The sequence below is a fragment of the Paenibacillus sp. PAMC21692 genome, from assembly GCF_014303795.1.
In the GTDB taxonomy this organism is placed as follows: Bacteria; Bacillota; Bacilli; order Paenibacillales; family Paenibacillaceae; genus Pristimantibacillus; species Pristimantibacillus agaridevorans.
The window spans coordinates 7,362,745-7,375,019 of sequence record NZ_CP060293.1 but is presented as its reverse complement, the minus strand read 5'-3'; the positions used below and the strand labels follow the sequence as shown (position 1 = coordinate 7,375,019).

The 12,275-nt window shown below is 54.8% G+C and carries 10 protein-coding genes and 1 pseudogene; 7 read left to right on the top strand and 4 right to left on the bottom strand.

Annotated features, from left to right (window positions below):
• Positions 1 to 2: 2 nt before the first annotated feature.
• The 4 genes from H7F31_RS29510 to H7F31_RS29495 all read left to right on the top strand — a co-directional run bounded on the left by H7F31_RS29510 (position 3) and on the right by H7F31_RS29495 (position 7,574).
• Positions 3 to 2,243 carry a DUF6259 domain-containing protein gene (locus H7F31_RS29510; RefSeq protein ID WP_187101728.1) on the top strand — a complete coding sequence of 747 codons (2,241 nt, stop codon included), beginning with the start codon at positions 3 to 5 and terminating at the stop codon, positions 2,241 to 2,243.
• Positions 2,171 to 2,971, top strand: coding sequence for an MBL fold metallo-hydrolase (locus H7F31_RS29505; protein ID WP_187101727.1), 801 nt, complete (start codon positions 2,171 to 2,173; stop codon positions 2,969 to 2,971). Before H7F31_RS29510 ends, H7F31_RS29505 begins: the two co-directional genes overlap by 73 nt.
• Before the next feature lie 42 nt (positions 2,972 to 3,013).
• Positions 3,014 to 6,505 carry an outer membrane protein assembly factor BamB family protein gene (locus H7F31_RS29500; protein WP_187101726.1) on the top strand — a complete coding sequence of 1,164 codons (3,492 nt, stop codon included), beginning with the start codon at positions 3,014 to 3,016 and terminating at the stop codon, positions 6,503 to 6,505.
• A gap of 637 nt (positions 6,506 to 7,142) precedes the next feature.
• Positions 7,143 to 7,574 (top strand): DUF3221 domain-containing protein, encoded by a 432-nt coding sequence (locus H7F31_RS29495; RefSeq protein ID WP_187101725.1) that lies wholly within the window; start codon positions 7,143 to 7,145, stop codon positions 7,572 to 7,574.
• Positions 7,575 to 7,681: 107 nt separating this feature from the next.
• Here H7F31_RS29495 and H7F31_RS29490 read toward each other — a convergent pair whose 3' ends face one another.
• Complete coding sequence (locus H7F31_RS29490) at positions 7,682 to 7,891, bottom strand: helix-turn-helix domain-containing protein (RefSeq protein WP_087571415.1); 210 nt, start codon at positions 7,889 to 7,891, stop codon at positions 7,682 to 7,684.
• Positions 7,892 to 7,901: 10 nt separating this feature from the next.
• Positions 7,902 to 8,333 carry a DUF2975 domain-containing protein gene (locus tag H7F31_RS29485; protein WP_222622771.1) on the bottom strand — a complete coding sequence of 144 codons (432 nt, stop codon included), beginning with the start codon at positions 8,331 to 8,333 and terminating at the stop codon, positions 7,902 to 7,904.
• A 167-nt stretch (positions 8,334 to 8,500) separates the two neighbouring features.
• Here H7F31_RS29485 and H7F31_RS29480 point away from each other — a divergent pair.
• Positions 8,501 to 8,584 (top strand): annotated as a pseudogene (locus tag H7F31_RS29480) (LamB/YcsF family protein); the annotation flags it as partial.
• A gap of 75 nt (positions 8,585 to 8,659) precedes the next feature.
• On the opposite strand, the gene H7F31_RS29475 reads toward H7F31_RS29480, so the two are convergent.
• Both H7F31_RS29475 and H7F31_RS29470 read right to left on the bottom strand, forming a co-directional pair.
• Positions 8,660 to 9,739 (bottom strand): phosphodiester glycosidase family protein, encoded by a 1,080-nt coding sequence (locus tag H7F31_RS29475; protein ID WP_108994713.1) that lies wholly within the window; start codon positions 9,737 to 9,739, stop codon positions 8,660 to 8,662.
• Entirely contained in the window at positions 9,736 to 10,167 is a 432-nt protein-coding gene (locus H7F31_RS29470) for a hypothetical protein (protein WP_187101723.1), read from the bottom strand. Before H7F31_RS29470 ends, H7F31_RS29475 begins: the two co-directional genes overlap by 4 nt.
• A gap of 230 nt (positions 10,168 to 10,397) precedes the next feature.
• Here H7F31_RS29470 and msrB point away from each other — a divergent pair, with 230 nt between their 5' ends.
• The gene (msrB, locus tag H7F31_RS29465; protein WP_187101722.1) at positions 10,398 to 11,369 is read left to right on the top strand and encodes a peptide-methionine (R)-S-oxide reductase MsrB; all 972 of its coding nucleotides are present in this window, start codon (positions 10,398 to 10,400) and stop codon (positions 11,367 to 11,369) included.
• 187 nt (positions 11,370 to 11,556) lie between these two features.
• The gene (locus H7F31_RS29460; RefSeq protein ID WP_261800178.1) at positions 11,557 to 12,180 is read left to right on the top strand and encodes a nitroreductase family protein; all 624 of its coding nucleotides are present in this window, start codon (positions 11,557 to 11,559) and stop codon (positions 12,178 to 12,180) included.
• Positions 12,181 to 12,275: the final 95 nt, after the last annotated feature.

Genomic DNA, 12,275 nt, shown 5'->3' with positions numbered 1-12,275 from the left:
CCATGCAACACAAGCTGGAGAACGATTTTATCGCCGTAACTTTCGACGAAAGCAGTCTCGGCATTGTATCGCTGCTTAACAAAGAGACTGGCGATGACTGCGTCAAGCACGAACAGGTTCGGCCTTTGTTGGCGCTCTGGACGTCAAAACGCGGAGAAACCGGGCGTCCCACAAGTCCTTTGGAGGGCATAAGGCTGCTGTCCTGCCAATCCGCAGCTACTGCGGACGGCTCCAAGATGTTGGAGTTGACGTTCGAAGCCGATCCCGGCGGCATCCGGAGCAGCGAGCTTGGAGGAGCGGTGAGCAGGGAGCTGGACGTGGCCGGCGGCAACGAGCTTGGAGGAGCGGTGAGCAACGAACTTGACGGGGGCGGTGGCAACGTACTTAACGTGCCGGGGAGGAATGCGGCGATCGGCGCGGTCGTCCGAATTCGTCTTGCTCCGGCCAGCGGAGAATGTTATTGGAGTCTCGAGCTCCGCAACGAAGATGCGGACTATGACGTGACGGAGGTGTTATTCCCGTATCTCGGCGGTATGCAGCTAGGCTCGAACAGAAGCGAGAACCAACTCGTGTACCCGCATCATGCCGGGGAGAAGATTGGCGATCCCGTTCTGCATTACGCTTCGGACAAATACATGAATTTCTGGCGGGCGCAGTCCTTCCGTTCGGATGACTGCTATTATCGGGAAATCAATTATTGCGGACTTGCCTCCATGACATGGATGTATTTGCACGACCGGAAGCAAGGCCTTTATTTCTCTTCGCATGACGAGCGGTTTCCGTTGACGGGCTTGCGAGTCGAGACAGGAGGACCCGAGGAGCCATGGCTGGGCCTGTCTTTCCGCAAATTCCCGCACGTCGGCGCGGGGGAGAAGTGGCATTCCGGCGAATTTTGCCTTGCGCTCACCAATTGCGATTGGCACTGGGGAGCCAAACGATACAGACAGTGGATCGATGGCCATATCGCGATGCCAGAGCACCCTTCCTTCCTGCAAGATGAATATGTTCTTCATCAATGCTACAACTTCAAGAGGCAGGAGAACATCGACAAGCGGTTTGCCGATATTCCCGCGATGTTCGATCAAGGCAAGTCGGCATTCGATATGAGACATATGCTGCTCGCTTCCTGGAACCGCAAGGGCTTCGACCGGGATTATCCCGAATTTCAGCCCGACATGGAGCTGGGCACGCCATGGGAGCTGTTCGAAGGCTGCAGCTACGTGAAGGAACAGAACGGCTTCGTCACGTTCTACATCAATGCCAGAATCTTCGACGTGGATTCGGATTTTTTCCCGACGCTGGGCCGGCGATGGGCGATCAAGGATCCAGAAGGCGGGATGATGCACGAAGAATACGGCCCGAACCGCTTCGTCGCGCTTTGTCCCTCTCACGACGAATGGCAAAATTATTTGCTCGACATGTCGCGATGGATGGTGCGCAGCTACGGCGCAACCGGCATCTATCTCGATCAACTGGGCTCCGCCGACCCCTATCCGTGTTACGATTCCGGACATTCCCACGTTCGGCCGGACGAATTTAATACCGGTTATTTGCGGGTATTGAGGAAGCTGCTGCCCGAAATGCGGAAGATGAACCCGGACAGCTTTCTCATGATCGAGAATTGCGGCGACATCTACGGCAGCAACGTGTGGGGGAATTTGACCTGGAACGGCGAGAAGTACGACGAATTTTTTAATTTGTACAAATATACCTTCCCCGAATACGTCCAAATCAACATGGTCAATCCCAGGCGAGGGTTGTCCGGCAGCGAGCGGTACGAGCAGCTTCGGAGAGATACGGCTAGGGCGATGCTCTTAGGGGCGGTATTCTGGATCGGGATGGATAAGTTCAAGGACGCGGATGATATCACGCTCCGCTTTATGGAACAGGCGGTGAAGCTGCGCGGCAAGCTGCAGCCATTCGTTCGCCAGGGCGTCTATGTCGACGATGACGGAATCGCGTCCATCCGCGCTTCGGAGACCGTTAAGGTCAGCCATTGGACACTGCAGGATGGCGGACATTTGTACGTGATCGACAATCTGGGCAAGGCGACGGGTTACTTCGAGGTCGAGGCGGCGAGCGTCGGAGCTGTCGAGGAGAGTGCAGACGATGGCGGGCTGCAACTATGGACGGCGGAGCTGGGAGGCGAAGAAGGAGAGGTTTCCTGGCAGTGGCTCGACGGCAGGCTGAGAATGGCGTTGCCGGAATCGGAGCTGAGCTGCATCGTGGTGAACGCGCGATGAAGCTGACCGTTCTGGGGAACAACGGCACGTTTCCGAGGCCGGGTGGCGCATGCTCCGGGTATTTGCTGGAGCATGGCGGACGTTTCGTTCTGCTGGAGTGCGGCAACGGCGTGTTGAGCCGAGTGCAGACGCTATGTCCGCTCGACCGGCTGGAAGGCATCGTCGTGTCGCATCTTCACGACGATCATTGCGGGGACCTGCGCATAATGAAGTATGCCGTGGAGACGAAGCGGGCGCTGGGCGCAATGGAGCGGATTATCCCCGTCTATATGCCGGCTTCGCCGGGAGCGGAAGCGGGTCAGTTGCATTATCCAGAAGCATTTGACACCGGTACGATCAACGAGAGTACTCGGCTTGTTATCGGCGATCTGCACTTCCGATTTGCCCCAATGATGCATTCTGTCGAAACCTATGCAGTGGAAATTTCTTGGGGAGGTGGCAAGAGGCTGGTTTATTCCTCCGATACGACGCTGCACGAAGGTTTGATCGAATTTGCCAAGGGAGCGGATGTGCTGCTATGCGAGGCGACAACGGCGCGGAGAGGCGCCGTTGCTCTGCCTCACATGACGGCGGGGGAAGCCGGTTATGCCGCGCGGGCAGCCGGCGTCGGCCAGCTTATTTTGACGCATTTTTGGTGCGATGAGAAGGAAGAGGAGTGCCTCCGAGAGGCGCAGGCCTATTTCGACAACACGGAGACGGCAGAGGAGATGAAGCAATACGAGTGGTAATCGAGCTCGATTAGAAACGGGTACGGGGAGGAATGAATGACAATGAACGTTCTACGAAAGTCGGGAAGAAGGAGCAAAAGTTGGACCACGCCGCTTGCAACGGTCCTATTGGCCGCGATGTTGTACGTGTTGCCGCCGACGACTGCGGATGCGGCCGAGCTTGCCGCCAATCCGCTGGTGACGGGATCGCTTGCTCCAGGCGCCATTACCGTGCATGACGGGACGGTGACGGGCGGCAGCCACCAGTCTTTGCGGAACAACGATCAGAACTATTACGTCATACAAGCGGGTGCTGCCGGCGCGGGCTACGAAGTCGATTACTCGTTCTCGGCGACGCTTGGAGCGGAGAAAAGCCGGCTTCGAAGTCTTCTTATTCCGATCGATGGCAAATCATCGCTAGCCGGTGTATCTCGGGAAACTTTGCTATGGAACTTCGGCACGTCTAATTGGGATGTGGTCGCTAGTTCGACAACCGGCATTACCGACAGCGAGCTTCTCTATTCGTCCAATGTCCCGACCGCATTTGCCCCTTACGTGTCCTCGTCATCCGAAGTGCGTGTTCGGCACACTTTGACATCCGCCGCATCTTTCACCGCTTCTTCGGATTATATCAATATCCTCTATGAATACAGTGATGCAGCGAACCTGCTGGCAGCTTCTTATGATGCGGACACCGTTCGTCTGGCGGAAGGAACGGTCTCGGCCAATGATGCATCCAAGCTAGCCGATCGGGACGGCATTGCTTATTCCGTGTCCTCTGCGGCCAACAAGGCTGACTGGCAAACGCAATTCACCCTGGAGCAAGCCGCCGACCAGATCCGGACGTTAGTTGTCGAATACGACGGAAACTATTCCGCCGAAGCGAATACGCAGTGGCTGTCCCTCTGGAACTACGAGACCGGCAACTGGGAGGTCGTGTACGATACGCCGGCGCGGCTGGAAGGATCCGCGGCAAGATGGGCGGTATCGGACGCAGTCGCGATCGGGCGCTACGTCTCCGCTAACAACGATATCCGCGTGCGTCTCTACAATTCCGGATCCGGCGCGTTCGTACGGCATTCCGACTACTTAAACGTTACCGTCTATTATGAGCCGACCCTTGGCTACAAGACGTTTTCTCCCGACGCGGCGACTGTCGAATTCGGCACCGCGACCGGCGGCAACGCGGCGAGTCTTGCGCAACGCGACTTGAACAAGCTCGTAATCGCAAGCGATGCGAGCAAGCGAATAGCCTGGACAAGCGAAGCGGGGTTGACCGGCGTTGATAAGCGCAAGGTGACTTCGCTCACCGTGTCGATGACGATGAACAGCAGTACAAGCGCAACGAATCCCATGTATATATCCCTCTGGAACTTCGATACCGGATCCTGGCAAGTGCAGAAAACGATGAAGACGCGGACAGAAGAGGAGACGATCCGCTTTACCGTCACCGATCCGTTGCACCTGGAGAGCTATATCTCCGACGCTTCGGAGGTCCGGGCGAGAGTATACAATTCTGCGGTGTCGGCTACGCCTGCCTATACGAGGGCAACCGATTTGCTCCATTTCGCAGTGGAGTACGGGGATGTGACCGCATTCGAATTCGCGATGATCAGCGACGTTCACGAACTCGTTGGACATAACAACTTCCTGTCCGTCATTGATGATCTAAATACCGTTGTCCAGCCGGCATTTATCGTGAATACGGGCGACGTGACCGACCATGGCGTCCCGGCCGAATTCGACCAATATGCGATCGACAGAGCGTTAATTGAATTTCCTCTGTACGAGGTGCCGGGCAACCATGATGTGCGCTGGTGGAATTCCAACGGCAAAAAAGATTACGAGCAGAAGGTTGGACCGCTTTATCAGTCATTCGACTACGGGGGCGTGCATTTCGTCTTGCTGGATTCCACGGTAACGTTGGAGAACGACGGCAAGCTGTCGCCCAAGCTGCTGAATTGGGTGGCGTCGGATCTGGCAAACGTGTCCCAGGATACGCCGATCATTTTTTTCGCCCATCATCCATTCGAAATTTTGCGCAACGTGACGGCCAAACAAGAATTGCTCGATCGATTCCGGAATTATAACATCGTGGCTTATTTGAGCGGGCATATGCACCGCTGGGACGAGTCGGTGGAGAACGGCGTGCCATGGGTGTTTATCGGTCAACTGAAGGAGTACCAGGAGTATATCCGGGTAAAAATCACGCCCAACAAGTTTTATATTACGCGCAGAGATGCGGCAACGGGCAATGAAACAGCGTACCTCGAGGGAGATATGCGCAATAAGCGCAAGCCTTCGTGGGAAATAACAACCGCTTCGGCCCTGTCTAACGGAGACGTTAACGTGGCCGTTCAAATGAACGACTTGCCGGACGGCATCGTATCGGTTCAAGCCAACATTGACAATTACGGCGGATGGACGACGTTGAACAGGCTGGGGAGCACCCAAACGTGGACAGGGACAATCGACATCTCCTCCTATTCGCCGGAAATACCGTATGGCAAGCACTTTGTTGCTGTACGAATGACCGACTTGAACGATGAAGTTTGGAAAACGTATAAGGAATACGAGTGGAGCGGAGGAGTGGTTGCGACCAAGTGGACGTACAAGACGGGCGGCATGATACAAGCGCCGCCGACTTATCACGAAGGCCGCGTATACGCGGGGTCCGAGGACGGCAAGGTATATGCGATCAACGACAGCGACGGCAGTCTCGCATGGTCGTACCAGACGGGCGGAGACATCCTCTCATCGCCGGCGGTCTACGAACGCGCGGCGCCGCAGTCCGACCTTATTTTGATCGGCTCCCATGACAAGAAGTTATACGCGTTGAATGCGGACACCGGAGTGCCCGAGTGGACATACGCGACAGGCGGCAGCGTGATCTCCAATCCGCTTGTTGAGGGCGGCATCGTTTATTTCGGCGCCGGCGATTTGTACATTTATGCTCTTGATGCGGATAACGGAACCCTGATGTGGCGCTACTTGACCGAAGGGCTGCTGCGCCAGACGCCAATTCTGGTGGGCGGCAAGCTGTATGCCAACGTACGCGACAAACATGTGTGGTATGCGCTTAATGCAAGCGACGGCAGCTTGTACTGGCGAGGCAACGCCAACACGGACGATTCGTTATTCGTCATCGCCGACGTGGAGCCGCTGTATGCAGGCGGACAGCTATGGGTCATCAATCCTATGCCGGGCAAGATCAGCAGACTTAATCCCGCCACAGGAGCGGTCACCTGGTCCGATTCCACAGGGAAAAGCTTCTCTTCGCGCGGCGGTGCGACGGACGGTACGAATGTATTTTATGCGACGCATCACGGACGAATCCTATACGCATTCGATGCAGCGACGGGAACGGTCGATTGGATCAAGGATTTGCGGGCTGGCGCTACCGATTCGGACCTGCAGCAATATTCGGTCAACAGCGGACTCGTCTATGCCGACGGCATCCTCTTCCAGGTCGCCGAACGCGGCCGGGTCATCGGGATGGATCCCGCCAACGGCAATATTCTGTTCAAGTACGATGGCAGCCCTTTTTGTCGTTAAGGAGTTAGGATAATATGCGACTAAAAGCAGGCAAACGAGTAGCTGTAGGCGTTAATAACGCTGATGGCTCCAAAAAGTAGGCGAGCGAGCAGCTGTAGGCGTTAAAAACGTCGATGGGCTGGAAAGTAACTCAGATTAGCGTCCATAAGCGTTAGAAACGCATATGGAGCCAAATAGTAGGCAAACGAGCTGCTGTAGGCGTTAAAAACGCCGATGGACTGGAAAGTAACTCAGATTAGCGCCCATAAGCGTTAGAAACGCCTATGGAGCCAAAAAGTAGGCGAGCGAGCTGCTGTAGGCGTTAATAACGTCGATGGACCGGAAAGTAACTCAGATTAGCGTCCATAAGCGTTAGAAACGCCGATGGACTGGAAAGTAACTCAGATTAGCGCCCATAAGCGTTAGAAACGCCTATGGAGCCAAAAAGTAGGCGAGCGAGCTGCTGTAGGCGTTAAAAACGCCGATGGACCAGAAAGCAACTCAGATTAGCGTCCATAAGCGTTAGAAACGCCTATGGAGCCAAAAAGTAGGCGAGCGAGCAGCTGTAGTTCTTTAATGCCTGTTTCTCATCGCTCATGTTGGGGTAAGCCTATGTAAGAGAATGCAACATACTTCTTGTACATGGAGGGTGATCCATATGATTAAGCTTGGAGTAACGGTATTGGCGGGGGCGCTGTTCCTTACGGGGTGTTCGGACGAGACAGGAGCGGGCAACGTCCAGGATCAGCCGCAGGAGGAGCAGCACCAAGAACAACGGGCAACGGATCCAGCTAACGAAGAGTGGGATTACAAGCAAGGGCGAGTCGTTGCCATTGATGTGCCCAAGCTGCTAGTCGTGCAGAGTGCGGACATTACCGATCTGGAGCTGGCGCCGACGAAGGAAGCTCTCGAAGAGCTGCTCGACGTCGTGAAGCCGGATGCCGTATGGGTGACCGTATCGGACGAGTCGCTGTTGGAAGGTATTGAAGTAGGAGACGAGGTCAACGTCGAGATCGCGGGAGAGCTCACCAATACGTATCCTGCAGAAGGAACCGCGACGGATGTGAGAGAAGTCATTGAAGTATCTTAATGAGTTGACGATTCTCGTACCCGGACAATGGATGGATCCATGAGAAAGCGGCTGCCAAGGACAAGAAATCATGTCTATGGTGCCGCTTTTTTGCTGTGAAACGATGATTATTCATCCGCTCTATATTCCAGCAGATCTCCGGGCTGGCAGTCCAACGCCTTGCAGATTGCTTCCAATGTCGATAAGCGAACCGCCTTGGCCTTGCCGTTCTTCAGGATGGACAGGTTCGCCATCGTAATGCCGATTCTCTCCGCAAGCTCCGTTACGCTCATCTTCCTCTTCGCAAGCATGACATCAATATTAATGATTATAGCCATTTCATTCACCTCATATCGTTAGGTCGTTTTCTGCTTGAATCGCAATGGCGTTGTTAAGGAGCTTCTGCAGCACGGCAGCGAAAACCGCAATGACGAGCGGAGCGAATACGAGTACCATCCCAACTACGATCATACCCGGAGCATCGTCCACGTCCGCTATGAAATAGAGGAAAGGCAGACAAGCCGCGAACAAGGCGCTGACGGCGAGGGCGCAATTTCTGATGTTCCGCAGTGCCGTAACGGACAACTCCGAGAACGCCAGGTTTTTGTCAATATAAGCGAGAAGCTTCAAGGTTTGAAATAACGCGATGAAATAGGGGATTGCCGCAGCGTATATACCAGCGATGACGGCATACAGCCAATATGCGGGATAACGTTCGGCGGGATCGCTCGCGATCGCCGGAAGGCCAAAGACGCATAAAGCAAGAATCGGAATTCCCATCACGATGACGGCTGCCTTTAAAAATAACGTTTCTCGTTTCAAAAACAACACCTCGGTTCTTTAATGTTAGGTTGAGTTTATCATATAATTTATCGTAAAACAATAAATAATATCTGTTTTATAGCATATAAGTGTTGTTACTTGAGTTTGCGCAGTTCGTGCGGGGAACGCATGTGAAGCCGCATGCCGCGCTGTACAACACGGCAGCAAAGGATGCAGGGTTAGCGGACGAGATCGCAGAAGCCATATATGTAGACGGGAATGCTAAAAAAACGGCGATCGCGCTCAAATTACGATAGCGCGACCGCCGTTTTTCCGGGGCAGTTTTATTTGAAAAACAAAAAATGAGTAGGCAGCTTGCGCAACGATCCGTCCGACGGCTTGTTAATAAGCTTGCCGTTAAAGACAAGCGATGAGGATCCGCCTCCGTCCAGATTATAAGCGTCTATCGCGCCATAACCTTTTAGCAAGTCTTGGAGTTCTCCGAGCGTCGCGCCGGAGCTCCCTGCTTCATTGTACCCGTCCGTAACGAGAATGAGCAGTTGATCGTCCTTGTAGTTCGCGATGACGGTACGCGGCGCGCGGCGAGGACTGACCTGCCACTTGAGCGGTATGCTCTGGGCGGCTCCCCCGCGCAGCAAGACAGGGACGAAGGAAGCGCCGTATTTTGGCTTCAGGGCGTCCAACTTGTCCTTGCTGGCGAATTTGCCGCCGATCAATTTGTTTTTATCGTTCATCCCGACAAAAAACAAATCCGAATAAGAAGCTTCGAAGCCGGTCACATATTTGCCGTCCACGATCGTGTTGCTCAGCGGATAACGTTTGCCGCCGCCATCGGCGAAGCCGCCCGCATTGACGCCGACCGCCGCCTTATGCGACTGGACGGCTTGCATCGTAGTCTGGGCTTGTCCGATCTCGGAACCGCCGAGCACCATCTTCATGGCATCGCCTGACTTCAGCTTGATCTTGACCGCGTAACTCTTAAACGAATCGTTGCTCAGATAGAACAGCTGAGCGCGAAGCTTGTCCGTATCGATCGTGGCGGAAGGCTTGCCGAGCTTCGACGTAATCTTCGCGTCGTAGATAGCGAGCGGCCTTGCCGCTTGCGTGGCGGCAAGCTTGGAAATGGCGGTCATCTCCGCGTTGGTTCTATTGTACAAGTCGAGCTGTTTCTTGATGGACTCTCCGGTTCCTATAGCCGTTTCGCGAGCGGCATCCAGTCCGCCGTAAGCTTCCGATAACAGAGCCTCCGGTCTGGCGAGCGGTTCGGAGGAGGCAAACTCCGCTCCGTCAAGTCCCGAGAGCTGGACGGCCATTCCACTGGCGATAAGCCAGATCAAGATGCCGACGAATGGCGACAAGGCGAGAAGCGCCGTGCGATTCAACGTTTTGGCCGTGATGTTCATTTAAGCACGTCCAAGCTCTTTTTCAATTCGTCCAGTTGCTTCTTGACCTCGTTAAGCTGCGTATATAGCTTGTTGCTATTATCGGTCTTGGTATCAGCGTTATCCTTGGTAAACGTAAGCAGTTCATTTAAAGCGTCGATCTTGCCTTTAAGCTCCGTCATTTCGGCTGCATAGCCGGCATCCAGATCCGCAAGCTTGGCGTCGTACGCCTGCTGCATCACCTGGAGTTGAGCGGAGGTTTGCCGTTCGATATCCGCCGTAATATCCTGTTGCATCCGATCCGTGTACCACTTCGCCATATAGAAGCCGCCGCCGATGAGCACCGCCCATACGGATATGAACACGACGAGCGACACTACGCTTCTGCGCTTGCGCGTCGCATGCTCCTGACGGCTTGCAAGGTTGCTTTCCAAACTTACTTCATTCATCTATTCATTCACCTCTCAAGCCTGAATTCTGTGTCGCCGCGGATGAACGAACCGTTGTGTGCAATATTGCCCCTGTCCCGTTTTGCCTACCAGTAAGGACGCTTTTTATGCCGAAAGGTTGCGAATGTCATCTTATTGTAACAAAGAGGGGCGGCGGCGTCCTTGGTTTTCGAAAGTGCAAATGTTGGTTTATAATAGAGACATGTTAGCAGAAAGGTGAGGTGGCAACCATGGCAGAACAACAATCGAACCAGTACGAGAAGGTCGCATTCGCGGGCGGATGCTTCTGGTGCATGGTGACGCCGTTCGAGGAAATGCCGGGCATCGTCTCGGTCGTATCCGGTTATATAGGCGGTCATACCGTCAACCCGACGTACGAGGAGGTTTGCTCCGAAACGACGGGACATGCGGAAGCCGTGCTGATCACTTATGATCCGGCGGTATTCCCGTTCCGGAAGTTGCTCGGCATCTTCTGGCAGCAGATCGATCCGACCGATGCAGGCGGCCAGTTCCACGACCGCGGCGAATCATATCGCACGGGTATCTTCTATTACACGGAGGAGCAGCGGCAGGAGGCCGAGGCTTCCAAGGCCGAGCTTGCAAGCAGCGGCCGCTTCGACAAGCCGATCGTGACGGAGATTACGGAGGCAGATGTCTTTTACCCTGCAGAGGAGTACCATCAGGATTATCACAACAAGAATCCGTTCCGTTACAAAATGTACCGCAGAGGCTCCGGCCGCGACGCCTTCATCGCGGAGCATTGGTCGGCAAAGAAGGACCAGCAGGAACTGAAGCAAAAGCTGACCCCCATTCAATACAACGTGACGCAGGAGAACGGGACGGAACGTCCGTTCACTGGCGAATACTGGGATCATACGGAGGACGGCATCTACGTCGACATCGTGTCGGGCGAGCCGTTGTTCAGCTCCAAGGACAAGTACGACGCGGGCTGCGGCTGGCCGAGCTTTACGAAGCCGCTTCAGAAAGCCGCGGTGACGGAGCATACGGATTCGAGCCACTTCATGGTTCGCGTCGAGGTGCGGAGCAAGGAAGGCGACTCCCATCTCGGCCACGTCTTCGAAGATGGTCCGCAGCCTACGGGTCTGCGGTACTGCATTAATTCGGCTTCCCTCCGCTTCGTGCCGAAGGACAAGCTTGTCGCAGAAGGATATGGCGAATACGCCCATTTGTTCAATGGCTAGAAAAGCACAAGATATCTCCATGCTTGACCTATAATTCTCGGCATGAAACGCGCTGCGCCGCCAAAGGACGGCGACAGCCGTTTCACCTTGTTGCGGCGAAGCCGTTTATTCTTGCAATGATCCAATAACAAATGCAAGCTATATTTGAAATAATGATTAAACATGGGCACAGAAGGAGACTGGAGCAATGAGCATGGAAACACCCGCAACGAATGCGCATGTAGAGCGCAAGTCTATGGATGTCTTGGAGGCCATACGCACGCGCCGTTCCATCGGCAGAGTGAAAAGCGATCCCGTGGATCGCGCGGTCATCGAGGAACTGCTGGAAGCGGCAAGCTGGGCGCCCAGCCACTTCAACACGCAGCCTTGGCGCTTCATCGTCATGACGGGCGACGGAAGAGCGGCGCTTGGCGAAGGGTACGCCAATGTGGCGAAGGCGGGCTGGCCCGAGATGAGTGCCGAGGAGTTAGAGGCGAAGCTGCAGAAGGAGCGGGCCAAAGCATACCGTTCGCCCGTTGTCATCGCGGCTGTGTACTCCAAGTCGGATGACGCGCGTGCCGTCTACTCGGAAGAATTGGCGGCTGCCCAAGCTGCCGTTCAGAACCTGCTGCTTTCTGCTCACGCCCACGGCTTGGGTGCGATTTGGCGCTCGGGCGAGCCGATGTACAATCCGTTGATGCGCAGCGCGCTTGGCTTAACGGAAGGCAAGGAAGAGATTACAGGTCTGATCTACCTCGGCTACCCGGACATGGCGCCTCCTGCGCAGAAGCGCGCGCCAATCGCAGAGAAGACGGTTTGGCTGGAAGGCTGATCGTTTGGAGAATTTGCATAGGAATTCCCTACTCCCGCCTGGTGGCGGGGGTAGGGCTTTTTTGCGTTTTAGCGACGCTCCTGTTTACCATCTCC

What these genes read in the sequence shown, in the direction of transcription:
- H7F31_RS29510 (WP_187101728.1), top strand. Translation starts at nt 3, where the DNA reads ATGCAACACAAGCTGGAGAACGATTTTATCGCCGTAACTTTCGACGAA.
- H7F31_RS29500 (WP_187101726.1), top strand. Translation starts at nt 3,014, where the DNA reads ATGAACGTTCTACGAAAGTCGGGAAGAAGGAGCAAAAGTTGGACCACG.
- H7F31_RS29495 (WP_187101725.1), top strand. Translation starts at nt 7,143, where the DNA reads ATGATTAAGCTTGGAGTAACGGTATTGGCGGGGGCGCTGTTCCTTACG.
- H7F31_RS29490 (WP_087571415.1), bottom strand. Translation starts at nt 7,891, where the DNA reads ATGGCTATAATCATTAATATTGATGTCATGCTTGCGAAGAGGAAGATG.
- H7F31_RS29485 (WP_222622771.1), bottom strand. Translation starts at nt 8,333, where the DNA reads ATGGGAATTCCGATTCTTGCTTTATGCGTCTTTGGCCTTCCGGCGATC.
- H7F31_RS29475 (WP_108994713.1), bottom strand. Translation starts at nt 9,739, where the DNA reads ATGAACATCACGGCCAAAACGTTGAATCGCACGGCGCTTCTCGCCTTG.
- H7F31_RS29470 (WP_187101723.1), bottom strand. Translation starts at nt 10,167, where the DNA reads ATGAATGAAGTAAGTTTGGAAAGCAACCTTGCAAGCCGTCAGGAGCAT.
- msrB (WP_187101722.1), top strand. Translation starts at nt 10,398, where the DNA reads ATGGCAGAACAACAATCGAACCAGTACGAGAAGGTCGCATTCGCGGGC.
- H7F31_RS29460 (WP_261800178.1), top strand. Translation starts at nt 11,557, where the DNA reads ATGAGCATGGAAACACCCGCAACGAATGCGCATGTAGAGCGCAAGTCT.